The following is a 24,017-nucleotide window of genomic DNA, read 5'->3' as shown; positions in this document are numbered from 1 at the left end:
TTTATCGCTTATCTTGCCGGAGGTAAGGGGAGGAACACACTCACTTCCAGCCCCCCTTCCGGCCGGTTGTGGACATCAAGCTCGGCGCCGTGCAGCTGGGCGATGCGCGAGACAATCGCCATGCCAAGGCCGACGCCATCTCCCTGCTGGGGATTGACCCGGAAGAAGCGCTCGCACAGCCGTGACAGTGCCGCGGTCGGAATACCGGGGCCATTGTCGCGAATATCGACCCTGACCCTGTGCCCCTCCTGCCGTACCTCGACGGTGATCTCGCCCCCGGCCTGGGTGTAGCGCAACGCATTGTCGATGAGGTTGCTGAACAGCAGATCGAGCAGGGTGCCCTGACCCATCACCATCAGATTCTCATCCCCCTCCAGCGAGAGCTGCTGATCCTTTTTCAGGGCGATGGGGGCCAGCGTTGCCAGCGAGGTTTGCAGCAACTGGCTCAGGTTGAGCTCGCTCTGCACCACCCCTTGCTGGTTGTCGATACGGGCCTGAGTTAGCAGTTGGCGGATCAGCCGGTCGCTGCGATCGAGGGCCTGCAGCATCTTGTGCATCGATTGCTGGCGGCTCTCCTCATCCTCGGCGCTCAGGGCATTTTCACTGTGGATCCGCAGTACCGCCAGCGGGGTGCGCAGTTCGTGGGCGGCCTCGTTGGTGAACTGTTTCTCCCGCTCGATGGTTTCGGCCAGCGCATGCATCAGGCGGTTGATCTCGTTGGTGAGCGGGGTCAGTTCGTGGGCACTTGTCTTGAGATTGAGCGGGCTCAGGTTGGCGGGGTGGCGCTCGCTAATCGCTTGTGCCAGCAGGCGCAGGGGGGCCAGACCGCGGGTGATAAGCCACCAGAGCAGCACCAGCAGAAAGGGGAGGGTCAGCAACAGGGGGAGCATGGTGAGGGCGGCCATCTTGCTGGCCAGTTCACTGCGCTCGTCATCCCGCTCGGCCACCACCAGCCAGGTGCGGCCATCCTCATTGTAGAGGGTGAAGGTGCGCCACTGATGGTGATCCTTTTTCACCGTGCTGAAACCGCGGGTGAGCTCGACCAGTGGCTGACCCGGGGCACTGGGGGAGCGCAGCAGCATTACCCCCTTGTCGTTGATCAGCTGGAAGTAGAGGTTGCGCTCGAACTCGTGACCATAGGGGGTGAGTTCCCGATCCTCGCCGCTCAGATTGAAGCTGGGATCCTTGGTCCACTCGTCGGGGTTTTGCACCTCCCAATCCTGATAGATGGTGCCATTGGCAGGCAGCGCGCCTTGCTGGGCCAGATAGCGCTCCAGCAGCTGATCGGTGATGCGGGCAGACTGGGCCAGCCGTGCATCGAACAGCTCCTCCATCTCGTGGCTCGCCTCCAGATAGCCGATGACGGCGCTGATGGTGAGGCTGAGCCCCACCAGCGTGAGAATACCGGTGAGCAGAAAGCGGCGTATGGAGCGCGGTTTTTTCATCGGGTGACACTCCGGCTGGCCTGATCAAGCTGGGGAATGATGTAACCGACGCCGCGAATATTGCGGATCAGGTCGCTGTAGAACTTCTTGCGCAGGTGGTGGATATGCACCTCGACCGCGTTGCTCTCGGCCCCCTCGTCCCAGCCGTAGAGGCTCTGCTGCAGCTGCTCCTTGCTCAGCACCCGGCCGCTCTGGCTGATGAGCTCTTGCAGCAGCTTGTATTCGTGGGGGGTGAGCTTGACCGGTTCGCCCCGATAGGTGACCTGCTGCGCCTCGGGGTAGATGAGGATCTCCCCGTACTCCAGCACGGCCTGCACCTGACCCTTGCTGCGGCGTACCAGCGCGCGCAGGCGGGCGTTGAGCTCCTGCAGGGCGAAGGGTTTGACCATGTAGTCGTCGGAGCCGGCATCCAGCCCGATGACCCGATCGTCGAGGGCATCGCGGGCGGTGAGGATCAGCACTGGCAGCTGGTGCCCTTCGCGGCGCAGTTTGCGCAGCAGGCTGAGACCGTCGATATCGGGCAGGTTGAGGTCCAGAATGAGGGCGGCAAACTCGTCGCTCTTGAGTGCCGTCAGGGCGGGCAACCCCTGTTGCAGCCAGTCCACCGTATAACCGCTGTGGCGCAAGGCATCCTGCATGCCATCACCCAGCATCACATCATCTTCAACCAGCAGGATCCGCATTGTTATTCCCCTTGAAACGACTCTGCCCACCAGTATGCAAGCTGGTGGGCAGAGTTTAAATAGATCTCTGATACGGCAGGACTTTACAGCTTGGCGAGCCGCTCGCGGATCTCCATTTTGCGGCCCTCGTCCGCCACTTCCCTGCCCGGGCGCGCTGGAGCTGCCATCGCCTTGTCCAGATAGGTTTTGGCTTCTGCCTTGCGGCCCTGATCCAGCAGGAAGTCGCCGTAGAAGAAGTTGGGGTCGATGCCGGTCGGGTTGATGGCCAGCGCCTGCTTGAGCAGCTGCTCCGCCTTCTCGTCATCACCGAAGCCGACCGGCCAGCCGGGCACCTGATAGTAGAGCGAGCCCAGGCTGGTGTAGGCGGAGCCCTCCAACGCCTTGGGATCCTGCTTGATGGCCAGCTCCAGCTTGGCCTTGGCCTCTTTCACCAGTCCCAGCGCCCCCAGCCCGCCTTTGGCACCAGCCCAGGTGCTCTTGACGATGGCCGACCAGATGAGCAGGTCGGTGCGAAACGGCTCCTTGGCGCTGGCCGCTTCGGCCTGGGTGCTCAGGGTTTCGAGGCAGCTCTCCTTGGCGTTGCCGCTCTGCTGGTACTGGCAGACGGCCCACTGCTGCTGAATGGGGGCGAGGGCATCTGTGGCTGCCTGGGCGCAGGTCGAGCCAAGCAGGAGGGCGATGACGCAGGAGGTGGCAGATTTTAGCGCAACGTTCATATCAAAGTTCCTTTTTGGTCGGGATGGGGCGTGAGAGATCGGGCTGCAGCGCCGCGCCGCTCTCGACCATGCCCGGCTGTTGGCGGGCATAGCGTTTAATGATGGGCAGCTGCTTGGCCAGCGCCTTGTCGACGATGCCGGGCAGCAGGGCATTGAGCCGTACGAACAGCTTCTCCGGCCAACCGAGCCAGCTGCGGCGGGTCTCGTTGCACAGGGCGATGATCGCTTCTTCTGCCACTTCCTGCGGGCTGTCGGTCTGGGTGCCGAGCGCCGCATTCATCTCGTAGGCAGCTTCGGAGTTGAGTTTGGTTCGGGTGGCACGGGGGGCAAAGTGGAGCACCTTGATGCCGCTGCCCTCCAGCTCACGCCCCAGCGCCTCGCTAAAGCCGCGCAGGGCGAACTTGGTGGCGCAGTAAACGCTGTAGCCCGGGTAGCCGATGCCGCCAAACCCTGACCCCATGTTCATGATGATCCCCGGTTTGCGCAGGCGGGGCAGCAGGGCGCGGGTCAGCTGGATTGGCGCCTCGATATTGAGCAGCAGTTGGCGCTCGACCTGCTCGCTGCTCTGATCTTCCAGCCAGGCAAACTGGTTGCAGCCGGCGTTGTTGATCAGGATGTCGAGCCCCTGTTCCAGTGCTGGATGCTGCAACAACTTGGCGCGTTCGTGGGGCACGCCAAGATCGGCGATCACCACCTGATGGCGCTCGGGGTGCGGCAGCGCCTTGCACAGGCGCTCCAGTACCGGGGCGCGGCGGCCGTGCAGCAGCAGATGGGCGCCTTGGGCTGCCAGCTCCTGGGCCAGCTCCTCGCCAATCCCGCCGCTGGCGCCGGTGAGCAGCACCGTTTTTCCTTCAAGTTTCATGATGCGGATTCCTTCTGGTCACGGCGTGGCGGTGAGGTTGTAGAGCATCTCGCCGTAGAGGCGATAGACCACCTTGGTGGAGTGGATGATGGCGGCCTGATCCGCCGGGCTCTCGACCTGATCCATCAAGGATTCAAAGAACTTGAGGTGCTCCTGATCCAGCGTGCCGTGGGAGCTGAGATAGCTCATTGCCTGCGGGGGCAGACCGAGGCCGCTTTTCAGCTGGTCGGCCACGGTCAGGGCGATGGCGACGCTGGTGCCCTCCAGCACCTGTACCATGCCGAAGAAGCCCATGGGGTTGCCACGCTGGATCTGGTCGTAGAGGAAGGCGACCATCAGCTCGATGGGCAGGCCGGGCTGGCCGTGACGCACCGCCTCGGCATCGCCGCCACAGGCGCGGATGTCATTGAGGATCCACTCCTGATGGCCGTACTCCTCGTCGATGTACTCGGCAATGGCGCCGCGTACCCACTCGTACTCCTGACCCAGCTTGCCGCCGGTCGCCATCAGCAGCGGGACTGTGTGGCGCACGTGGTAGTAGGCCTGTGCCAGAAAGGCGAGATAGGTGTCGCGACTGATGTCACCACGGCGGCAAGCTTCGATGATGGGGGCCTTGAAGAGGTGCTCGCGCTCAGTGGCAGTGGCTTGTTGCAGAGTCTGATAGAAGCTCATGAGGATTCTCCTGTGGTGCCGGTTGCAAGGCACTGGCTGATCTGTTGGGCAAACTGGCGATAGGTCTCTTCCCGGCGCACCCGCCCGTTGGCGGTGAGCAGCCCGGGATGCTGGTCGAGTGCCACCGGCAGCCAGTGGTGCAGGCGGGCGTAGTCGGGGAGACGGCGATTCAATACTTCGATCTGTTGTGGCAGCTCGGCCTCTTTGCCCGGCAGGGGCTGGATCAGCGCCACGTTGGCGGGCTGGCCATCGCCGAACACCACTATACGGGCGATGGCGGGGCAGAGCTGGGCTTCAGCCTCGACCCACTCGGGGGAGAAGTTGCGGCCAAAGGCGGTGATCTGGACATTCTTCTTGCGCCCGGTGATGTGGAGGTAGCCCTCTTCATCGAGGCGGCCCAGATCTCCCGTGGCAATCAGCTCGGGGATTGACTCATCGCTACCCAGATACCCCAGCATGGCGCTGCCGCGTACCAGGATCTCGCCATCGTCACCGATGGTGACCCGGGTGTGGGGCAGGGGGCGGCCAACGCTGCCCGGCTTGTCAGCACCCATGGTGTTGAGGGCCACTACCGAGCAGCACTCCGAGAGGCCATACCCCTCGTAGACCGGCAGACCAAGCTGGCGGGCATGGGCGATAAGATCGGGGGCAACCTTGCCACCGCCGACGGCGATAAAGCGCAGACCGCACAGCTGCTGGGCCAGCACCGGGGTACTGGTACAGAGCGCCAGCAGCAGGCGCAGCAGCTCGGGCACCAGCACCAGACTATGGGTTGACCAGCGCAGCAGTGCCTCCCCCAGCATGGCTGGATTGAGCGAGCTGGAGCCGGTGAAGCCGAGTTCTGCCAGCGACGGGATGCGGCTGCTGGCGCCGGTCAGCAGCGGCACATAGAGGCCGGTGAGGTTCTCAAGCAGGGTGGCCAGCGGCAGCAGGGTGAGGTGTTTTTCCACCTTGGCTGGCGCGACCCGTTCGGCCAGCGATTCGCACACCGCCATCATGCTGGCCAGCGAGAGGCAGACCCCTTTGGGTTGGCCCGTGGTGCCGGAGGTGTAGGTGATCTTGGCTGTGCCCTGTGGCAATGCCGGGAGGTTTGCCGGTTTGCGGCGCCAGAGCGGCAGTTCGCCGCTGACCAGCAAGAGCGGCTCGGCAGCGTGCCATCCCTGATGGGCCGGGCCAACCAGTGCATCGGCGCCGCTGCTCTCCAGCAGCCACTCTTGCTGCTCAAGGCTGAAGAAGTGGGGCACCGGTATGACCACGATCCCGGCTTTGGTGCAGGCCAGATCCATCAGCGCCCATGGCAGACCGTTATCGAGTTGCAGGGCAAGACGCTTGATGCCGGCTTGCTGCAGCTTGTCAGCCAGATGCCGGATCTGCTGCCAGAGGCTGTGGTAGTCGAGCCGCTGCTGGCTGCTTAGCAGCGCAGGTGATTGCGGATTCTCGCTGGCATGTTTGGCGATGGCGTCGAACAGGCTCATTGGGCGCACCTTTTCTCACTGGTCAGGGTTGCATCGGTAAAAAGCACTGGCATGGGAGCCAGCAGGTTGAGCAGCAGGCTGCTCTGGGCGAGTACTGCCCGCCCCTGATTGATATCTCCCACCATCACCTTGGGCTGGCAGCGGTAGTACTCGCCCCAGGCATCGGCGTCGGCACCGACCTGATGAGCCTCTGCGAGAGCCAGTTCGACCGGATTGAGGCGCAGGCGGGTGAAGCTGTTGCGCAGCTTGGCGGTGCCGGTAAAGACCACATAGTCGAGGGCGTTGTCACACAACATGCGGCAGAGGGCGGCAAACATCAGGCGGGCATTGCCCGGCTCGCGACAGGCGAGGTTGCCCACTTCGATGATGCGCTGGCGGTCGGGACGAATACCAAGGCGAGTCTCGATGGAGGCTTCGATCGGCTGCTCCAGATACTGCTCCAGATAGAGGCGATGCTCGCCGGTCTGGCTGCTGGCACGGTTGAGGCCACAGGCACCAACCAGCGTCCCGTCGGCGCGATAGAGTCCAATCAGGCAGGGCAGAAAATGGGGAATGCGGGCATTGAACTCCAGGGTGTAGGCATCCTGGATATAGGCTTGCAGCGCCATGACCTGCTGCTCTGATTCGGCCAGGATCAACCGGTAGGGGGCTTGGATCTCGGTGGTCATGGGGAGGCTCCTTCTCTTGCGATGGGTTCAGAGTAAAAGCCCAAACTTAAGAAACCCTTAAGCGGCAAAAAAAAGTTGTCAGCATCCGGCACGGCAGGCAAGCTGCCCCCCTGTCGCCATCCCGAGGTATTCCATGTCATCGACTGCCTGCTGCCCCCTTTGTGCCAGCCATCACTCCTATCCCCTGCCGGTGGCGGGCAAGCGCTATCACCGCTGTCGCCAGTGCGAGCTGGTCTGGCTGGATGCGAGCGATCATCTTGATGAGGCGGCGGAGAAGGCGGTTTACGACGATCACGACAACCGGGTGGATGACCCCCGTTATCGCACTTTTTTGATGCGGGCTTTTGGCGAGGTGTTGGCGCGGGTGCCGCTACCTGCCAGCGGCCTTGATTTTGGCTGCGGTCCCGGCCCGGCACTGGTGGCGATGGGGCGCGAGGCGGGTTACGACATGGTTGGATATGACAAGTTCTATGCCGACTTTCCCGAGTTGCTGATGCGTCAGTATGACTTCATCACCAGTACCGAGGTGATCGAGCACATTGCCGAACCGCGCGCCGTGCTTGACCGGTTGTGGGCCTGCCTCAAGTCCGGCGGCATGCTGGTGCTGCAAACCCAGCGGGTGCTCGGTGACGAGCGGTTCAAGAACTGGCGTTACCGCCACGATCCTACCCATATCGTCTTCTTTTCCGAGGCGTCGTTTCGGGTGCTGGCTGCTCGCTGGCAGGCCGAGCTTGAGTTGCCTCATGCCGATGTGGCGGTATTGCACAAAGGCACGCCCTGAGGCGTGCCTTTTTCTGTTGCTCGCTTGTCAGTTACTCGTCGTAGCCCTTGTCCTGCCACTGGTAGTACATCAGGGCCGACTTGACGCCGATTGACTTGAACGGCTCCGGCGGCAGCCACATCGGCAGCGTCTGCTCGGCGTGGTTGAACCAGGGGTGCTCCTTGCCCTGATAGAGGCTGGCCACGATGTCGCCAAACAGGAAGGAGAGGTTGATGCCATGGCCGTTGTAGCCGAGGGCGTAGTAGATGTTCTTGTGCTCTCCCATTACCCCCACCGCTTCGGTGCTGTCGCCGGTCATGCCGAGTACCCCGTCCCACACCTGTTCAAACTTGATCCCCTTGAGGGCCGGATAGAGAGTCACCAGCTCCTTCATCATCATGGCGCTGACCCGGTTGAGGTCTCCCTTATAGTTGAGCCCGTCGTTGAAGACGTACTCGGCATTGCCACCGCCGATGACGATCCGGTTATCCGGGGTCAATACCAGATGAAACAGGATGTTGCGGGTGTCATAAAAGGGCATCCGGCTCTGCCACTGGATGGCGTTGAGCTGATCCCGGGTAAGTGGCTCGGTCACGGCGCTCTGGGCGTGTACCGGAAAGACCCGCCCGCTGAAGTAGCCAAGCTTGGAGGTATAGCCGTTGGTCGCCAGCACTATGCTGTCGGCGGTCACCTTGTACTTGTCGGCCACGTTCAGTTCGATCTGCTTCCCCTCTTTGATCCCGAGAACCGGGCTCTGTTCATAGATGGTGACGCCCGCCTGCTCCACCGCCTTGTGCAGGGCGTTGACCAGCTTCATGGCGTGTACCTGACCGCCATTGGGGTCGTAGACGGCGCCTGCGTAGCGGTCGGTGCCGAGTTTCTCTTCGGTGGTGTCGGCGTTCCAGTATTGCAGCGGGATGCCGAGGCGATTGGCGGTTTTTACATAGTCGCGGTACTCGGGAATATCTTCCTCATCGAGGATCGCCTCCACATAACCATCGAGCCTCATATCGGCATCGATGCCGGTCGATTCAACCAGTGCCTGCAGCTTGTGCATACTGGCGACCGTCAGATCATAGTGGCGCTTGCTCGCTTCCCCCTCTTCATAGAGGTCCATCACCTCGGAGCCCGGCAGCACCATGCCGCCATTGCGGCCCGAGGCGCCGCTGCCGACCTGTTTGGCCTCGAAGATGGCAATCTTGAGCGACGGATTGGCCTTGGCCAGATGCCAGGCGCTGGAGAGGCCGCTGTAGCCGCCACCTATGATGGCGATATCCACCTTCAGGTCTTGTGCCAGCGGGGCATTCTCTTCTGCCGGTTTCTCCTTGAACCAGTAGCTGGTGTTGGGCTCAAAGTCGCTCATTTTGGGGCCGCAGGCGGCGAGGAAAAAACAGCTGATGCACATGGTCAACGCTCGTTGGCAAAAGGTGGTCGGATTCATCTTCTACTCCGGTTACAGATACAAAATGTCAAATCATTTCATCGGGTTGGGCGGTATTGACCCGGCGTCCGATATCCCGCAGCCGGGCAAGCTGGTCAGCAAGACCGGGCCCCTCATCTAGGCTGCTGACAAAATTCCACAGGTAGGTCATCACAGCGTATACATGGCCTGCGGAGACCTGGGGTTGGGCCATCAGCATGGTGATGGCGAGCAAAAAGAGCAGGGCCGCGCTGACGCCGACCGCCAGAAAGGCGAGCGCCTCCCGATCCGATACCCGGATACGGATCCATGCGAGGGTACGGTAGTGACGGGCCAGCCTGATTTGCTCGGCGTGCGTCACCAGCTTGACCTCGTGCTCCAGCCGGTCGTTGAGGCGCTCATGCAGCAGCTGGTTCTTGCGTGAAAAACCGGGCAGCAACAGACCGAACAGCAGCAGAACCCCCATGCAGGCGATACCGACCCAGAACTCGATCACCGTCAGCATGATGGCTGCGCCCATGATGGAGACCAGGCTGGTGGCCAGGATCGGGATATGTTTCTCGAAGAAGTCGACAAACTCCCGTGCCAGGGTGACCCGCGCCACTATGGTGGATTGCCCCTCCTGCTGCTGACGCTGGGCCAGGATCACCGGCACCGCCAGCGCTGCGTAGATATGGGTGAAGGTGCGGGTATCGACCGCCCGGCGCAGGGCGCCGATGAGCCAGAACAGCAGCACGATCAGGGCATAGCTCGAGGCCTGCCACCACTCTCCCTTGACGATGGCGTCGATGGCAAAGCCGGCGAACAGGGGGTAAGCCACCAGCAGGATGTTTTCGAGGGCGACCAGCGAGAAGGTGCCCGCCAGCTTGAGGGGATTGGCCCGTGCAATCGCCCCCAGCGAACGACCGGCCGAGTGTGGCAACGGCGTAGCCTGCTCGTTGCAACTGGCTGCCGAAGTGGTTGGTGTTGTCATGGGTTATCTCCTAAGATGTCGGAAATGCTAACTTTGAGCAAGTGCTCAAAGTTTGTTTGAGCGGTCGCTCAAAGTCAAGCGGAACGATTGATATCGCAGGAGGTCAGATGGCACGCCCATCAGCAGAACAGCGCAAAGAGATGATCATCGAGGCCGTACTGGCCCTGTTTCGGGAGAAGGGGATGGCAGCCTCTTCTACCCGTGATGTGGCCGAGCGCACCGGTCTGGCGCGCAGCCACGTCTACCACTACTTCAAGGATTGGAAGGAGCTCTGCCTTTGCGCCGTGGAGCGCTTCACCAGTCAGGAGATTGCCGAGCAGCGGGAGTGGCTGCTGCCGCTGCCGGCCCGCGAAGCGTTGCCACTGTTCGTGCGGGACAACCTGCCGACCAGTCAGGATGCCTCCTGGGCCATCTATCTCGATGCATGGAACGAGTCGCTGCGTGACCCGGTATTTGCCGAGAGTTACCGCAAGACCATTCAGGCATGGCGCGAGGTGCTGGAGCAGATCCTGCAAAAGGGGATCGACAGCGGCGACTTCATGGCCGCTGATACCGGACGGCTGGCGCGCCAGATCACCTCCCTCATCAACGGCTATGCCGATGACCTCATTCTGGAGCCAACCCCCGAGACGGTAGAAGCCACTTATCAAGAGATCATGCAGGTGGTCAATCAGCTGGTCTTGCCCCCAGCCCACTCGTAGCGGCGCAGGCACACAAGGGGGGAGGCGTGCCTACGTGGAGCCTCCCCCGGTTTTGTTGGCCATCCGCCGGGCGCGCGATGGCCAGATACCAGGGAGCGGTTGTTGATGTCGATTACCCATTTGTCACTGCAAGATGCCCGTCATCTGCAACTGGCGGCGCAGGGGCTGCTTGCCCCCCGTCGCAGCAAGGCGACCCCGGCCGATCTGCTGGCCACCATTCGCCGCATGGCGCTGCTGCAGATCGATACCATCTCGGTGGTGGCCCGCAGCCCCTATCTGGTGTTGTTCAGTCGGCTTGGCCAGTACGAACCGCGCTGGCTGGAGCAGCTGTTGGCCGACGGCGAGATTTTCGAATATTGGGCTCACGAGGCCTGTTTTGTGCCGCGCGAGGATTACCGGCTGTTGCGCCACCGGATGCTCGATCCCGCCGCCATGGGCTGGAAGTTTTCGGCCAACTGGCTCGCCAGCCATCAGCAAGAGATTGACCAGCTTATCGAACGCATTCGTCAGCATGGCCCGGTGCGGGCGGCCGATTTTGAGCGCAAAGAGGGGAGGGGCAACGGCTGGTGGGACTGGAAGCCGGAGAAGCGCCATCTGGAGGTGCTCTTTACCACCGGTCAGCTGATGGTGCGGGAGCGGCGCAACTTTCAGCGGGTCTATGACCTCGCCGAACGGGTGCTCCCCGAGTGGCGTGACGAGCGGGATCTGCCAAGCATCGAGCAGGCGCAGCGGGATATGGTGCGCGCCAGCTGCCGGGCGCTGGGGCTGGTCAAAACCGGCTGGGTCGCGGACTACTATCGACTGCGGCGTGGCAAATACGACGCCCTGCTCCATCAGCTGGCAGACGAGGGGGAGCTGTTGCCGGTGCGGGTGGAGGGATGGCAGCACGGTGCTTTCGTGCACGTCTCGTTGGCCGATGAGCTGGCAAGGGCACAGGCGGGCACACTCAAGGCGACCCATACCACCGCCTTGTCGCCGTTTGACCCGCTGGTGTGGGATCGCAAACGGGCCAAGGAGCTGTTCAATTTTGACTATCGCATCGAGTGCTATACCCCGGCCCCCAAGCGCCAGTACGGCTACTTCGTGTTGCCTTTGCTCCATCGCGGCAAGCTGGTGGGCAGAATGGATGCCAAGGCCCATCGCCAGCAGGGCGTGTTCGAAATCAAGAGCCTCTATCTGGAAGCCGGGGTGAGAGTGACCCGCACCCTGGCGCAGGATCTGGCGAAAGCGCTGCACAAGCTGGCTGACTGGCACCAGACACCGCAGCTTCGTTATGGTGCGATTCCGGCCAATTTGCTGGCGTTGTGGCATGAAGGTGCCCTTGCAAAGTGAGGTCTATCCCTGCTGGACTAAGCTGCAAGGGGGATAAACAGTTCGGGAGCGGGAGATGAAACGAGCGGGAACATGGTGGGCGGGATTGGCGATGGCCATCTTGTCCCCTGCGCTATGGGGGCAAGAGCCGCCAGTGAAGATCTGTCTGGGGGAGGGTAACGAGTGGGCCCCATTTACCTACTGGGAGCGCAAGGACGGGGTACCGGATACCAGTCGCCTGACCGGTTCGGCGACTACGCTGGTGCTCGATGCGCTTAAAAAAAGCGGATTGTCCCACCAGATCCGCTATCTGCCCTGGGCTCGGGTGCAGCAGGAGCTGGCGGATTATCACCAGAACGGCCTGTGCGAGTTGACCTGGGATGCCAGCTACAAGCCGGAGCGTGCCGAGTTCGCCTTCTACAGCGTGCCCCTCTATTACACCCACCTCGCTTTTTTCTATCTCAAGCGCCGCTACCCCGAGCCACCGGATCTGCAGACGGTCAATCGCTCCCGGGTCTGCGGGGTGATTGGCTACAACTACACCCCCTATGGGCTGGCGCAGGAGCCACGTCGGGTCAAACAGCTACAGCAGGCGATCGATATGCTGGAGCGGGATCGGTGCGACTTTCTGCCGAGTGAAATCGAACCGCTGGTGAGTGGTATCAGCCTTGGCATATACCGCAGTGAGAGCGGCTTGATCAACCTCGCCTTGCCCAGTCGCAAAGGGTTCTATCTGCTGGTGAGCAAGGGGTCCTCCCGCGCCCACGAGCTGGTGAACACTCTCAATCAAGCGCTGGTGGCGTTTCAGGAGGAGGGGCATACCGACGACGTGATGCGCCGTTTCTTGCCACCGATGGAGTAACCACGAACAGCGGCCGTCACTTAGAGGGAACAGATGAAAAGAGGGTCAGCCGGTGCAAACCTGCTGGCCCCTGTAGTTAGTTTGGAGTAATAAAAAACCGGGCACGAGGCCCGGTTTGGTCAATCAGTCAGATGTGATTACTGGAGGACCAGCACCATCAGCAGACCAACGGTAATGGCAGATACCAGGAAGGCAAAGCCATAGAACACGTAGTGGTGCAGCTTGGTGGTGTGGATCCCCAGGTCATGCAGACCGTGGTAGATACGGTGCATGCCGTGCCAGATCGGCAGAGCGATGATCACCAGCAGGATGCAGGCACCCCACCAGGAGCTGGCGAATGCCAGAACGCGGTCATAGCTCATGGTCTCTACGTCCATGATACCCATGGGTACCAGCAGACCGGTGATGAGGACAATGACCGGCAGCAGCATGGCAACGACCATGCCACCCGCACCAAACAGACCCCAGTAAATTGGCTCGTCAGAACGTCTCATTGTTTTCTCCTCAGGCCACGATGATCAGGACAAGCAGGGATACCACAGCCAGCGCCACATACTGGGCGATGACGATCGGTTTCTCCGGCACCAGGTCTTCACCACGGAAGATACGCATGGCTTTCGGCGCCAGAGCGAACCAGGTCTTGGCATGGAACAGGCAGGCTGCCAGCGCAATCACGTGGAACAGGATAGCGATCGGGCTTTGCAGGGATTCCAGCCAGCCGTTGAACGCTTCCTGACCCTGTACCAGACGCATCAGACCCCACATCAGCACAACAGCGTAGATGGAGACGAAGATACTGGTGCCTTCGCGGATCATGTAACCGGTGTAGAAGGCGTTCTTCAGCCACCAGTCTTTCTTCATTTCGCGGACGTAAGGTTTACGTTTGCTTTCAGTGTTGTTCATGGTCTCAATCCTGCTCTCAATCTGGCTTGAACATGGCGATCATGTAGTCCTTGGCACTCTCTACCTTGCCAAGCTGGATGGCCGCTGCCGGATCGACGCCCTTCGGGCACACTTCGGAGCAGTAGCCCACGAAGGTACAGCCCCAGACGCCTTCGTCCTGGCTGATGATGCGCATACGCTCTTTGGCGCCGGCATCACGGTTGTCGACGTTGTAGCGATAGGCCAGAGCCAGTGCCGCCGGACCGGTGAACTTCTTGTTGATGCCGTACTGCGGGCAGGCCGCGTAGCAGAGACCACAGTTGATGCACTGGGAGAACTGCTTGTACTTCGCCATCTCCGCCGGAGTTTGGATGTACTCGCCATCGCACAGGTTACGCGTCTCGCTCGGGATGATGTAGGGCTTGATGCTCTCCAGCTTCTCGATGAAATCGGACATGTCGACCACCAGGTCGCGCTCGATCGGGAAGTTGTTGAGCGGCTCGATGGTCATCTTGCCCGGCAGATAGTCACGCAGGAACGCCTTGCAACCCAGCTTGGGTACGCCATTGACCATCATGCCGCAGGAGCCGCAGATCGCCATCCGGCAGGACCAGCGGAAGCTCAGGGTAGAGTCCAGGTGATCCTTGATGTATTGCAGCGCATCCAGCAGAGACATCTCTCTCTGATAGGGCACCTGGAAGGTCTGCATCCAGGGCTCGTTATCCTGCTCCGGACGATAGCGCAGGATTTCAATTTCAATCATCTCAGCCATTCTTCTTAGCCTCGTCTTGTTTCTCACCCTCGGAGCCGTACACGCGTTTTGCCGGCTGGGACTTAGTGATCTTCACATCGGAGTAATCGATGGAGGGCGTTTCGCCATTTTGGTAGAACGAGAGCGTGTGCTTGAGGAAGTTCACGTCATCACGCTCTTCGTAACCATCCAGACGCTGGTGGGAACCGCGGGACTCTTTACGATTGATGGCGGAGTGCGCCATGGCTTCTGCCACGTCCAGCATGTAGCCCAGTTCGATGGCGTACAGCAGGTCGGTGTTGAAGACAGAGGACTTGTCGTTGATCTTGACCTTTTTGTAACGGGCTTTCAGCTCGTTGATCTTGTCGATGGTGCCCTGCATCAGCTCTTCGGTACGGTAGATACCGACACCGGCTTCCATGGACATGCCCAACTCGTTGCGAATATCGGCCGGGTTTTCGGTGCCATCGATGTCGAGCAGGGAGAGGTGCTGCTTGATGAGCGCCTCGGCCTTGGCAGCCAGAGCTTCGGTGTTGCCATGCTTCTGGGTCTTGGCAAATTCACCGGCCTGTTCACCAGCCAGCTTGCCGAATACCACGATCTCGGACAGGGAGTTGGAACCCAGACGGTTGGCGCCGTGCAGACCGACGGAGGCACATTCGCCAGCGGCGTAGAGGCCGGCCAGACGGGTGGCACACTTGTTGTCAGTCTCGATACCACCCATGGTGTAGTGGGCAGTCGGACGTACCGGGATGGGCTCTTTGGCCGGATCCACGTTGACGTAGGCTTTGGCCAGTTCGCAGATAAACGGCAGACGCTCTTTCAGGTACTTCTCGCCGAGGTGACGCAGGTCGAGGTGAACCACATCGCCCATCGGGCCCTGGATCACGCGGCCTTTCTGCTGCTCTTGCCAGAATGCCTGGGAAACGCGGTCGCGCGGACCCAGTTCCATGTATTTGCTCTTCGGCTGGCCGATCGGGGTTTCCGGGCCCAAGCCGTAGTCTTGCAGGTAGCGGTAGCCATCCTTGTTGAGCAGGACGCCACCTTCACCACGACAACCTTCGGTCATCAGGATGCCGGTACCCGGCAGACCGGTCGGGTGATACTGAACGAATTCCATGTCACGCAGCGGTACGCCGTGACGATAGGCCAGCGCCATGCCGTCACCGGTCACGATGCCGCCGTTGGTGTTGTAACGGTAAACACGACCAGCACCACCAGTTGCCAGAATCACGGATTTGGCCTGGATGAAGCGGGTGATGCCGTTCTGGATGTCAAAGGTCAGAACGCCCTGAACGCGACCATCTTCCACGATCAGGTCAAGACAGAAGTGCTCGTCGAAGCGCTTGATGCTCGGATATTTGACGGAGGTCTGGAACAGGGTGTGCAGAATGTGGAAGCCGGATTTGTCAGCGGCGAACCAGGTACGGGGAACCTTCATGCCACCAAACGGACGCACGTTGGCTTTGCCATCCGGCTTGCGGCTCCAGGGGCAACCCCAGTGCTCCAGCTGGATCATCTCTTTGGTCGCATTGTTGACGAAGTAATCGACAACGTCCTGCTCACACAGCCAGTCACCACCGGAGACGGTGTCGTTGAAGTGGTTTTCGAGGGAGTCGTCATCACGAACGACACCGGCGGCACCACCTTCGGCTGCCACGGTATGGCTACGCATCGGATAGACTTTGGAAATCAGGGCGATATCCAGGTCTGGCTGTGATTCGGCTATAGCGATAGCGGCGCGCAGGCCAGTACCGCCGGCACCGATGATGGCTACATCGGTCTTGATAATATCCACATCTGCCTCCTTAGGGATAGATTTGCTGGGCACGATTTTGCTCTATGAAAAAAATTCAGGCTTGATGCAAGTCAAACAGCTTGGTTTTATTCCATTTTTCGTAGTTATTTTTTTCTAAAACACCCTGATCCCTGGATGAAAATGTCGTAATTTTCGTCATTTTTTGGTGTTATTGAGCAGTAAAACACCTTGCTGCGAAGACTTTAACTTCCGGATTATACGTAGTTTTCTTTCAATAAAATGCGAATCACCTCTCTTTTTAGGTACTCACGAAAAAAATTTTAAGTTTTTTATTAAAACTTTTTAATGATAATTATTGGCATTTAAATGCATGCATAAAAATTACTAATCCTTTTCTCGGCTGGGAAAGTGGAATATATCCGATGGGAGCTACTGAATAGCGGGGGTGACAGGAAGGTGGGGAGGCGACGGTAGTGTTAGATTACTCACTGATAATTAAGCGATATTTAAAAAAGCAAAGGGGCCTGTACGGCCCCTTTTTTATCATCGTCAGATGCGGAACATACCGACCTGATTACTCAATTCACCCGAAATATTTTTAAGTTGTTCAGAGAGATGGCGTGAGCTGTCGGCATCTACGGCAAGCTCGTCGGAGACATCTTTCACCGCCTGAATGTTGCGGCTAACCTCGTCAGTAACGGCTCGTTGCTCCTCGGCGGCACTGGAGATCTGGGTCGCCATGTCTGAGATCTGGTTGATGGACGCGGTGATCCGCTCCAGCGCCTGGGTGGCGTTGTTGGCATCATCCACGCTGTTCTGGGCCAGCAACTGCCCTTCATGCATGGTACTGACCGCACCCTGGGTATTGCGCTGCAGGGTTTCGATCATGCTGCGGATCTCGACGGTGGAGCTGTGAGTGCGTTGTGACAGCACCCGTACCTCGTCTGCCACCACCGCAAAGCCACGACCCTGTTCGCCGGCGCGAGCAGCTTCAATCGCGGCGTTCAGTGCCAGCAGGTTGGTCTGCTCGGCGATGCCCTGAATGGTGGAGAGGATGGTATTGATCTCCTGTGCGTTCTTCTCCAGCTCTTGAATGATGTTGGAGGCCTGCTCGACCTGAGTTGCCAGATCGGTGATGGAACGCTGGTTGCGGGCGATTACCTGCTTGCCGTGTTCACAGCTGCTGCTGGAGGAGCGCGCCGCTTCGGCTGTCTGCTCGGCATTGCTGGCTACCTCGACGGCTGTGGCCGACATTTCGTGGACGGCCGTTGCAATCTGGGAGATCTCGTTTTGCTGGCGAGCCAGCCCCTGATTGGCCTTTTCTGCCATGTTGTGAGAGGACTTGGCCTGCTGGTTGAGCTGGCCGGAGGAGTTTGATATGTCCTGCACCATCACATGGATCCGCTCGATAAAGGTGTTGACGTGTTTGGCGACCACGCCGACCTCGTCTTCACGCTCGATCTTGATGCGGCGAGTGAGATCGCCATTGCCACGGGAGAGATCGGCAATCGCTTCACCCAGGGTTTTCAGAGGGGCCAGCGAGCCGTTGATGGCGACATAGGAGAAGCCAGCCACGATCAGTATGGTGATGAGCCCCTGAATGAGGGATGAGGTAACCATGCGTCGTACCGACTGGTAGGCTGTCTCCTCATCCACCATCATGCCGTAATACCAGTTGGTATTGGGGATCGCGTTAAAGTCAAAGACCTCTTTCTTGCCGCTGATCACTAGCTCGTTGATCATGCCGTCATGGGCGATCTGGTTGATGTAAGATGCGGTCAGTTCCGGTGCCAGAGCCGTGGCGGATTTCAGGCTCATAGAGGCATCAGGGTGCGCGATGATGGTGCCATTGCTGTCCACCAGCATGGCGTAGGTGCCCTCGGTAGTGACCGCTAGAATGTCCGAGATCAGCGAACTGATGGAGACGTCTCCGGCAATGACCCCCTGGGTATTGCCACGCTGGAACGGCTCGGCAATGGTGACAATCAGCTGGCCGGTGGAGATGTCGGCATAGGGGGCTGTGATGACCAGCTTGCCTGCGGCGGCCGCATCCTTGTACCAGGGACGTTGACGGGGGTCATAACCGGCGGGCAAGTCGGTAGGTTTGCTCTGGATCATCTTGCCGTCTGCGGTACCGGCATAGACGAGGTCAAAGCCACCGGCATTCATGGATTGGGCCAGATGGCTGATGGGCTCATCTTCTTTGGCGAATGCTTCCTTGGTGGTGCTGACCATGCTGATCCGGGAGTCGACCCAGCGGGAGATCCCCTTGACGTTGGCCATGGAGCTTTCGTCGATGATGTTCCAGACCAGTCGCTGGGTCTCGCTGCGCAGCTGCGAGGTGTTGTACCAGACCTGCAGGCCGGTGATCACCAGAATGATGATCCCGATAGCCAGAACAAGTTTGTTTTTAATGGATAAGTTCATAGTTACTTCCTTGTGAGCGTCAGTCTGAAGTGTGTTCGAGCGAATTATTGTTATGTGCCATCTCTTATCGGCCGAAGTTGGACTCTTTTTATCCCGGTCTACGACTTAAAGTTAGCGGTTAACCTCACGCTTATCCATCTGGATGCTGGTTGCTCACAGTGTTAAAAAACGGTCGGGTCGATTGGTGAATATGCCGTCGACCCCCATAGCGGCCAGCTGTTGCTGGTCGGCATGGTGATCGACCGTATAAACCAGAACCTTTAGTCCGCGCTGATGTGCATCATCGACCAGCGCAGCGTCGATGAAATCAACATCGCAATTGATGGACCAGGCTCCCAGCTTTTCGGCAAAGCGCGCAAGTTCGAGCGGCAGATTAGCCGTAAGAGCTCCAATCCGGATATCGGGTCGCAGGGTCACAAAGCGAGCCAGCTCTGGATGGTGGAATGAGGAGACCACCCATTGGTTGGCGGTGAAGCCGAGCTCGTTCTCGGCCCGTTTGGTAAGCGCTGCGACGGCATCAGCGGTATTGGCTCCCTTAAGTTCGATATGCAGCTCACAGCTGCCGTCAATCAGGCTCATCACCTGCCACAAGGTCGGAATGATCTCCCCCTCGCCAGCATCGAGCTGTTCCAGATAGGAGCGGGATTGATCGGTCAGAACCCCCTTGCCGTTGGTACAGCGCTCGAGCCGCCGATCGTGGAATACCCACAACTCGCCATCGGCCGCCTGCACGTCGATCTCGATGGCGGGTGCTCCCAGCTCCAGCGCTTTGGCCATCGCCTTGAGGGTGTTCTCGGGGGCCAGGCCGCTGGCCCCGCGGTGAGCAATGATCTGCATGGTTTGCTCCTTTCTCATTGGCCGGGTTAGCCCCTGCTCAAGTGAATATCGATCTGTTGGTGGGGCAGGGTGAGCCCCTGTTGCTGCATCTTCTCCAGCACCAGCGAGTGAACTTCGTGGGTGATGGGCATCCGGTGATCCATGTTGTTCACGTAGAGCCGGATCTCGTAGATCAGTGCCGAGTCGGTGAACTCGATCAGGAACACTTCGGGTGTCGGAGTATCGAGCACCAATGTCGATGCCTTGACCGACTCTTCCAGAATAGTTTGAACCAGTTTGGGATCCCGGGTCAGGCCGATGCGGATCCGCAGTCGTACCCGGGTTATGGCGTCGGAGAGCGACCAGTTGATGAACTGCTCGGTGATGAAGGCCTTGTTGGGGACGATGATCTCCTTGCGATCCCAATCCACTATGGTGGTGGCGCGCGTCTTGATCTTGGTCACTGTGCCGGTGAGGTCGCGGATGGTGACGGTATCACCCAGCCGGATCGGTTTCTCGAACAGGATGATGAGGCCGGAGACGAAGTTGGCGAAGATCTCCTGCAGACCGAAACCTAGGCCGACCGAGAGGGCTGCTACCAGCCACTGGGTCTTCGACCAGTCGATGCCGAGCATAGAGAAGCCGGTGAGGGCGCCGATCAGGATCACCAGATACTTGCTGGTGGTGGTGAGCGCAAAGCCGGTGCCGGGGGAGAGGCTCAGATGCTGCAGCAGGGTCAGCTCCATCAGACTAGGCAAGTTGCGCGCGGTGACTACGGTCAGGATGAAGACGAAGGCGGTCAGCATCAGATCCTGCAAGGTGATGGCAGAGAGCTGCTCTATGCCGCCAATCTTGCTGCTGACCTGCCACACCTCGATATTGCTGAGAAAACTGAAGGCGGAGTTGAGATCCGACCATTGCACCACCACCAGCAGGGTGAAGCCGAGCATCAGCAGAGTGCGGATCAGTCCCAGCGACTGGGTGCTGAGGGTATCGAGGTCGAGTTCGGTCTCCTCGACCACATCCGGGATTTCCGAGCTCAGCTCCTCGTGCGGTTCATCCCGTCCGCGCAGGGCCAGGATCTCCGCCCGCTTGCTCTTGGCCCGATCGAAGGCCAGCCGGCGACGCTGGATCAGCATCCAGCGTCTGGCCAGATAGTAGACAAGCAGGCAGCCAAGCCCCATCAGCAGGCTCAACTCCAGCTGGCGCAGCAGAATGCGCGAGGTATAGAAGTAGCCAAACAGGGTGCCAATCACCGCCAATAGCGGCGCCAGCATCAGGCTGTTCCAGATGAAGTGGTGCAGCAGATGGGGCTTGGTCATATCGCTCTGGCCCCAGGTGAGCGGTAGTCTCTCCAGGTTGAGTCTGGCGAAGAAGAGCAGCAGCCAGAGGGCGCCGATGATAAAGGCCAGCCGCCCGAGCGAGTCGTAGAAGGCGTGCTCCTGATAGCTGTTGGCCATCCCCTGCACGAAAAAGCTCGGGATCAGTACCAGCAGCAGAGTGCGAAACTGTCCCCACACTTTCTGCACCTGCTCTTTTGGCCAGCGGAAGTGGTGGATGAGGATCCCCTTCTCAAGGGTGAGATGACGGGCCAGCACCAGTGCCAGCAGCAGAAACCAGATCTCGCCAAGGCCACGGCCGATAGCCACGGCAAAGGGGTATTGCCAGGCGCCGCCGAGCAGCCCCCGCACCATCAGTACCATGGCGGGGAGCGGCATGGCTGCAAGCAGAGAGCGCAACAGCAGGCGGCTGGTAAGGCTGAACTTGTCCTGGGTGACCTTGCCGATCCGTGGCGCTATATGGTCGCAATATTGGGTCAGATGGCGAGCCAGTTTGAACCAGCTCCAGGCCAGTACCAGCAGTCCCAGCGTGGCCAGGGTCAGACTGAGTGGCGTGTTTTCGGCGATGGCGTGGGGGACTTGCAGCCAGTTCTCCGGATTGAAAGCCAGCGAGAGGGCAGCAGGCACCCCGAGCATGACGGAGGGAGTGAGCGGCCGCACATCCGGCATCCAGAACAGGTGACTGGCGCTGAGCTCACGGATCTCGTCGATCTTGCTGTTGCGATGGCTGTAGAGCAGCTTGAGCCGGGTCTGCTCCTGAATCAGGGTGTCGGACGCGTCGTTGAGACGGGTCAACAGCTGGCGGCGAGCCTTGAGCAGATTGTCGAGCACTGCCTGCTGCGGGCGGTCAAGGGAGACCTCTTCGTTGGCGAGGAGCTGGTCGCGCAGCTGGCGGGGATCCTTGAGAGTATCCTGTTCGGTCTCATACTGGTATTTGGCCATGCGGGCGCTGACGATTTCGGATTCGAGCTTGTCGAGGGGGTAGTAGGCGGGTAAATCGGCCAGCTTGCTGCGCAGGTTCTCGCCGTAAGCGTCGCTTATCTGCAACCACTCCAGCTGCTCGCGTACCGAGTTGACCAGTTCGTTGAGCTCAAACAGATTCTTGTCGACGCTGCGTTGCCTGTCCTGCACCTCTTCGATCTGCTCCTCCAGTCGGCCGAGCTGGATGGAGAGGGCCTGATTCTGTTGCTGCTGCTCCAGCAGCAGAGGCATATCGTCCGAGAGCTGTTTGCGCAGTCGCTCGCTCTCTTCCAGTGCCTGCTCGGTCTTCTCCCGACGCAACTGGTTTTGCTGGGCCATCAGGGTCGCTTGCCACTCATCCTCATCGGCAATGGTCAGATTGAGCTCCTGCAATTTGAGCTTGCCAAGATCGCTGCGCTGCTGGGCCGAGAGCTGCTCCAGCTCCAGCATCTGGATCCGGTCGGAGATACTCTGCTCCTTGATCCGGGTCAGCAGCAGTTGTGCCTCCTGCAATCGATCCGATTCGCTGCTGAAGTTGAGTCGCTCCAGCTGACTGCGGGTGACTTGCAGCTGTTTGCGCAGATCATCCACCCGCAGATGGTAATCCTGACCGGTGCTCTCCAGCTGATTGAGGCTGTCCATGATGCCCTGACGCTCTTTGCGCAGCATCATCTGGCGGTTGCTGCTAAGGCCAATGGCCTGGCGCAGGCTCTCTTCCTTGAGGCTGGAGAGGGCTGGACGGCTCTTGGGCTGATAGTTGCGCAGGCTCTCCTTGAGGCGGGCCGACTCCTCGGGATAGTCGATCAATACCTGCTGATAGGCTTTGCCCTGCTCCCGGTAACGTTCTGCCTCTCGGGCAAACTGCAGTGCCTGCTGATAGCTCTCCCTCAATTTCTGATTTTCCGGCGTATCGCTCTTGGGGACGCTTTGCAGCAGCGCTTCGGCCTGGGCGATGGTGTCATCGGCCTGTGCATTGGTCGTGAGCAGAGCGAGGGAAAGAAGCAGGAGGGCGAGCAGGCGTTGCAACATGAAGCACGTGTCCGTTCATAAGAGGTTGCCCTAGCCTAAAGCAGGGGCAGAAGAGGGTAAAGCGTTCAATATTAATGATTTGTAACACAAATAACGGGCGATCCCGGCCCGATTTGGCTATTATTCTGGCCGTTTTTCCCTCCATTGAGCATTTTATGTCCGCAGTCGATCTGGGCACAGCCCCTCTTTCCCGCCTCTTTTGGCGCTATGTCACCCCGACCGTGGCCGCCATGCTGGTCACTGGCATCTATGTCACCATCGATGGCATCTTTGTCGGCCATATTCTGGGGCAGGATGGCTTGGCCGGACTGATGCTTGCCTATCCCATCTGCGCCGTGCTTTACGCTGTTGGTGCGCTGATCGGCATGGGCTCCTCCTCGCTCGCCTCTTTCTATCTTGGCAAGGGGGAGCAAAAACGGGCGCGCCATATCGTCGGCAATGCACTGGTGATGGTGCTGGTGGCCGCGGCCGTGCTCGCCTTCATCGGCATCAACTATGGCGATGAGATGCTGGCCTGGATGGGGGCAGAAGGGGATATTTTTACCGCCGGTCTGGCCTATCTGCAGTGGTATGCCTGGCTCGGCGTCTTTGCCGTGCTCTCCATGGCCTTTACCGCCCTGCTGCGCAACGACGGGCGGCCGGGACTGACTACCTGGATCCTGGTCGGGGGCGGCCTGCTCAACGTGCTGCTCGACTATCTGCTGATGGCAGTCATTCCATGGGGGCTGGCAGGTGCCGCGATTGCCACCATGCTCTCCCAGGCGGTTACCGGTGGCCTCTGCCTGTGGCACTTCTTTACTCCGCGCAGCAAGTTGCGCATCGGTTGGGATACCCTGCTGCCCGACTGGCGGCTGATGCTGGAGACGGTGAAACTCGGCTTCTCCAGCTTCCTGATGTATCTCTACCTCTCGGTGGTGCTGGCGCTGCATAACAAGGCACTGCTGGCTGTCGGCACCTCTTTGCATGTCGCTGCCTACGGGGTGATCAGCTATACCGAGGCCTTCTTCTATCTCATTTTCGAGGGGATTGCCATGGGGATCCAGCCCATCGCCAGCTTCAATGCCGGCGCGGGCAACTGGCAACGGGTGTTGCGGATCCGCAATCTGGCGCTGGGGGTGACCGTCGCCATCGCACTTTGTGGCATGGTGCCGCTCTACCTCTGGCCCGAGGGGGCTGTCTACCTCTTTGCTGGCGACAATCCCACCCTGCTGCCGGTGGCAACGCTCGGGATCTGGCTCTACTTCTGGGGGCTGCCGATGGAGGGATTGCTGCTGGTGGGCGCCACCTATTTTCAGGCGATCAACCGTCCCCGCATTGCCTCGCTGCTGACCGGTGGCAAGCTGCTGCTGATCGGTGGCTTCCTGTGGGGATTCTCGACCATGTGGGGCGTGGCCGGGGTGTGGCTGGCACTGCCGACCTGCAGCACTCTGCTGGTGTTGCTGATGTGGCGGGCGATGCGTCAGGAGTCCGGCTCCCACACACCGGTCTAGTCAGAATACCGGGCG

The 24,017-nt window shown here is 59.9% G+C and carries 21 protein-coding genes; 5 read left to right on the top strand and 16 right to left on the bottom strand.

Going from position 1 to position 24,017, the window contains the following annotated elements:
- Nucleotides 1-8: 8 nt before the first annotated feature.
- From LG31_RS0101145 to LG31_RS0101115, 7 genes are all read right to left on the bottom strand, one after another.
- Nucleotides 9-1,445 carry an ATP-binding protein gene (locus LG31_RS0101145; RefSeq protein ID WP_033112678.1) on the bottom strand — a complete coding sequence of 479 codons (1,437 nt, stop codon included), beginning with the start codon at nt 1,443-1,445 and terminating at the stop codon, nt 9-11.
- Entirely contained in the window at nt 1,442-2,128 is a 687-nt protein-coding gene (locus LG31_RS0101140) for a response regulator (RefSeq protein ID WP_033112677.1), read from the bottom strand. Before LG31_RS0101140 ends, LG31_RS0101145 begins: the two co-directional genes overlap by 4 nt.
- An 83-nt stretch (nt 2,129-2,211) precedes the next feature.
- A complete protein-coding gene (locus tag LG31_RS0101135) occupies nt 2,212-2,844 on the bottom strand; it encodes a tetratricopeptide repeat protein (protein WP_033112676.1) in 633 nt (210 codons plus the stop codon).
- Nucleotide 2,845: 1 nt separating this feature from the next.
- Nucleotides 2,846-3,706 carry an SDR family oxidoreductase gene (locus LG31_RS0101130; RefSeq protein WP_033112675.1) on the bottom strand — a complete coding sequence of 287 codons (861 nt, stop codon included), beginning with the start codon at nt 3,704-3,706 and terminating at the stop codon, nt 2,846-2,848.
- An 18-nt stretch (nt 3,707-3,724) separates the two neighbouring features.
- Entirely contained in the window at nt 3,725-4,378 is a 654-nt protein-coding gene (locus LG31_RS0101125; RefSeq protein ID WP_033112674.1) for an iron-containing redox enzyme family protein, read from the bottom strand.
- Complete coding sequence (locus LG31_RS0101120) at nt 4,375-5,853, bottom strand: AMP-dependent synthetase/ligase (RefSeq protein ID WP_033112673.1); 1,479 nt, start codon at nt 5,851-5,853, stop codon at nt 4,375-4,377. The genes LG31_RS0101125 and LG31_RS0101120 overlap by 4 nt, the downstream gene beginning before the upstream one ends.
- Complete coding sequence (locus tag LG31_RS0101115) at nt 5,850-6,521, bottom strand: thermostable hemolysin (RefSeq protein WP_033112672.1); 672 nt, start codon at nt 6,519-6,521, stop codon at nt 5,850-5,852. The genes LG31_RS0101120 and LG31_RS0101115 overlap by 4 nt, the downstream gene beginning before the upstream one ends.
- A gap of 133 nt (nt 6,522-6,654) precedes the next feature.
- On the opposite strand from LG31_RS0101115, the gene LG31_RS0101110 reads away from it, so the two are divergent.
- Complete coding sequence (locus LG31_RS0101110; RefSeq protein ID WP_033112671.1) at nt 6,655-7,302, top strand: class I SAM-dependent methyltransferase; 648 nt, start codon at nt 6,655-6,657, stop codon at nt 7,300-7,302.
- A 31-nt stretch (nt 7,303-7,333) separates the two neighbouring features.
- Here the strand turns inward: LG31_RS0101110 and LG31_RS0101105 are convergent, their stop codons facing one another.
- Both LG31_RS0101105 and LG31_RS0101100 read right to left on the bottom strand, forming a co-directional pair.
- A complete protein-coding gene (locus LG31_RS0101105; RefSeq protein WP_033112670.1) occupies nt 7,334-8,722 on the bottom strand; it encodes an NAD(P)/FAD-dependent oxidoreductase in 1,389 nt (462 codons plus the stop codon).
- 28 nt (nt 8,723-8,750) lie between these two features.
- On the bottom strand, nt 8,751-9,674 hold the full coding sequence (locus LG31_RS0101100) for an ABC transporter six-transmembrane domain-containing protein (RefSeq protein ID WP_033112669.1): 924 nt from the start codon (nt 9,672-9,674) through the stop codon (nt 8,751-8,753).
- A gap of 107 nt (nt 9,675-9,781) precedes the next feature.
- Here LG31_RS0101100 and LG31_RS0101095 point away from each other — a divergent pair, with 107 nt between their 5' ends.
- From LG31_RS0101095 to LG31_RS0101085, 3 genes are all read left to right on the top strand, one after another.
- Entirely contained in the window at nt 9,782-10,375 is a 594-nt protein-coding gene (locus LG31_RS0101095; RefSeq protein ID WP_033112668.1) for a TetR/AcrR family transcriptional regulator, read from the top strand.
- A gap of 105 nt (nt 10,376-10,480) precedes the next feature.
- Nucleotides 10,481-11,707: a winged helix-turn-helix domain-containing protein gene (locus LG31_RS0101090; protein WP_033112667.1), complete on the top strand. Its 1,227-nt coding sequence runs from the start codon at nt 10,481-10,483 to the stop codon at nt 11,705-11,707.
- A gap of 91 nt (nt 11,708-11,798) precedes the next feature.
- A complete protein-coding gene (locus LG31_RS0101085; RefSeq protein ID WP_152598263.1) occupies nt 11,799-12,548 on the top strand; it encodes a substrate-binding periplasmic protein in 750 nt (249 codons plus the stop codon).
- Between the two features lie 137 nt (nt 12,549-12,685).
- On the opposite strand, the gene frdD is transcribed toward LG31_RS0101085, so the two are convergent.
- The 7 genes from frdD to mscM all read right to left on the bottom strand — a co-directional run bounded on the left by frdD (nt 12,686) and on the right by mscM (nt 22,512).
- Nucleotides 12,686-13,042, bottom strand: a complete 357-nt coding sequence (frdD, locus tag LG31_RS0101080; protein WP_033112665.1) for a fumarate reductase subunit FrdD — start codon at nt 13,040-13,042, stop codon at nt 12,686-12,688.
- A 10-nt stretch (nt 13,043-13,052) separates the two neighbouring features.
- The gene (locus tag LG31_RS0101075; RefSeq protein ID WP_033112664.1) at nt 13,053-13,451 is read right to left on the bottom strand and encodes a fumarate reductase subunit C; all 399 of its coding nucleotides are present in this window, start codon (nt 13,449-13,451) and stop codon (nt 13,053-13,055) included.
- Between the two features lie 16 nt (nt 13,452-13,467).
- Nucleotides 13,468-14,202, bottom strand: coding sequence for a succinate dehydrogenase/fumarate reductase iron-sulfur subunit (locus tag LG31_RS0101070; protein ID WP_033112663.1), 735 nt, complete (start codon nt 14,200-14,202; stop codon nt 13,468-13,470).
- Nucleotides 14,195-15,979: a fumarate reductase (quinol) flavoprotein subunit gene (gene frdA / locus LG31_RS0101065; protein WP_005347964.1), complete on the bottom strand. Its 1,785-nt coding sequence runs from the start codon at nt 15,977-15,979 to the stop codon at nt 14,195-14,197. Before frdA ends, LG31_RS0101070 begins: the two co-directional genes overlap by 8 nt.
- Before the next feature lie 510 nt (nt 15,980-16,489).
- Complete coding sequence (locus tag LG31_RS0101060; RefSeq protein WP_033112662.1) at nt 16,490-18,367, bottom strand: methyl-accepting chemotaxis protein; 1,878 nt, start codon at nt 18,365-18,367, stop codon at nt 16,490-16,492.
- Between the two features lie 153 nt (nt 18,368-18,520).
- Nucleotides 18,521-19,204 (bottom strand): glycerophosphodiester phosphodiesterase, encoded by a 684-nt coding sequence (locus LG31_RS0101055; RefSeq protein ID WP_033112661.1) that lies wholly within the window; start codon nt 19,202-19,204, stop codon nt 18,521-18,523.
- Between the two features lie 26 nt (nt 19,205-19,230).
- Nucleotides 19,231-22,512: a miniconductance mechanosensitive channel MscM gene (mscM, locus tag LG31_RS0101050; RefSeq protein WP_033112660.1), complete on the bottom strand. Its 3,282-nt coding sequence runs from the start codon at nt 22,510-22,512 to the stop codon at nt 19,231-19,233.
- 155 nt (nt 22,513-22,667) lie between these two features.
- Between mscM and LG31_RS0101045 the strand changes: the two genes are divergently transcribed.
- Nucleotides 22,668-24,002: an MATE family efflux transporter gene (locus LG31_RS0101045; RefSeq protein WP_033112659.1), complete on the top strand. Its 1,335-nt coding sequence runs from the start codon at nt 22,668-22,670 to the stop codon at nt 24,000-24,002.
- Nucleotides 24,003-24,017: the final 15 nt, after the last annotated feature.

This window comes from Aeromonas lacus (genome assembly GCF_000764665.1).
Lineage (GTDB): Bacteria > Pseudomonadota > Gammaproteobacteria > Enterobacterales > Aeromonadaceae > Aeromonas > Aeromonas lacus.
The sequence above is the reverse complement of the archived record's forward strand: the minus strand, read 5'-3'. Positions and strand labels throughout refer to the sequence as shown.

What these genes read in the sequence shown, in the direction of transcription:
- LG31_RS0101070 (WP_033112663.1), bottom strand. Translation starts at nt 14,202, where the DNA reads ATGGCTGAGATGATTGAAATTGAAATCCTGCGCTATCGTCCGGAGCAG.
- LG31_RS0101085 (WP_152598263.1), top strand. Translation starts at nt 11,799, where the DNA reads ATGGCCATCTTGTCCCCTGCGCTATGGGGGCAAGAGCCGCCAGTGAAG.
- LG31_RS0101115 (WP_033112672.1), bottom strand. Translation starts at nt 6,521, where the DNA reads ATGACCACCGAGATCCAAGCCCCCTACCGGTTGATCCTGGCCGAATCA.
- LG31_RS0101140 (WP_033112677.1), bottom strand. Translation starts at nt 2,128, where the DNA reads ATGCGGATCCTGCTGGTTGAAGATGATGTGATGCTGGGTGATGGCATG.
- LG31_RS0101095 (WP_033112668.1), top strand. Translation starts at nt 9,782, where the DNA reads ATGGCACGCCCATCAGCAGAACAGCGCAAAGAGATGATCATCGAGGCC.
- LG31_RS0101120 (WP_033112673.1), bottom strand. Translation starts at nt 5,853, where the DNA reads ATGAGCCTGTTCGACGCCATCGCCAAACATGCCAGCGAGAATCCGCAA.
- LG31_RS0101125 (WP_033112674.1), bottom strand. Translation starts at nt 4,378, where the DNA reads ATGAGCTTCTATCAGACTCTGCAACAAGCCACTGCCACTGAGCGCGAG.
- LG31_RS0101135 (WP_033112676.1), bottom strand. Translation starts at nt 2,844, where the DNA reads ATGAACGTTGCGCTAAAATCTGCCACCTCCTGCGTCATCGCCCTCCTG.
- mscM (WP_033112660.1), bottom strand. Translation starts at nt 22,512, where the DNA reads ATGTTGCAACGCCTGCTCGCCCTCCTGCTTCTTTCCCTCGCTCTGCTC.
- LG31_RS0101100 (WP_033112669.1), bottom strand. Translation starts at nt 9,674, where the DNA reads ATGACAACACCAACCACTTCGGCAGCCAGTTGCAACGAGCAGGCTACG.
- LG31_RS0101130 (WP_033112675.1), bottom strand. Translation starts at nt 3,706, where the DNA reads ATGAAACTTGAAGGAAAAACGGTGCTGCTCACCGGCGCCAGCGGCGGG.
- frdD (WP_033112665.1), bottom strand. Translation starts at nt 13,042, where the DNA reads ATGAGACGTTCTGACGAGCCAATTTACTGGGGTCTGTTTGGTGCGGGT.
- LG31_RS0101055 (WP_033112661.1), bottom strand. Translation starts at nt 19,204, where the DNA reads ATGCAGATCATTGCTCACCGCGGGGCCAGCGGCCTGGCCCCCGAGAAC.
- LG31_RS0101045 (WP_033112659.1), top strand. Translation starts at nt 22,668, where the DNA reads ATGTCCGCAGTCGATCTGGGCACAGCCCCTCTTTCCCGCCTCTTTTGG.
- LG31_RS0101060 (WP_033112662.1), bottom strand. Translation starts at nt 18,367, where the DNA reads ATGAACTTATCCATTAAAAACAAACTTGTTCTGGCTATCGGGATCATC.
- LG31_RS0101105 (WP_033112670.1), bottom strand. Translation starts at nt 8,722, where the DNA reads ATGAATCCGACCACCTTTTGCCAACGAGCGTTGACCATGTGCATCAGC.
- LG31_RS0101090 (WP_033112667.1), top strand. Translation starts at nt 10,481, where the DNA reads ATGTCGATTACCCATTTGTCACTGCAAGATGCCCGTCATCTGCAACTG.
- LG31_RS0101145 (WP_033112678.1), bottom strand. Translation starts at nt 1,445, where the DNA reads ATGAAAAAACCGCGCTCCATACGCCGCTTTCTGCTCACCGGTATTCTC.
- LG31_RS0101110 (WP_033112671.1), top strand. Translation starts at nt 6,655, where the DNA reads ATGTCATCGACTGCCTGCTGCCCCCTTTGTGCCAGCCATCACTCCTAT.
- LG31_RS0101075 (WP_033112664.1), bottom strand. Translation starts at nt 13,451, where the DNA reads ATGAACAACACTGAAAGCAAACGTAAACCTTACGTCCGCGAAATGAAG.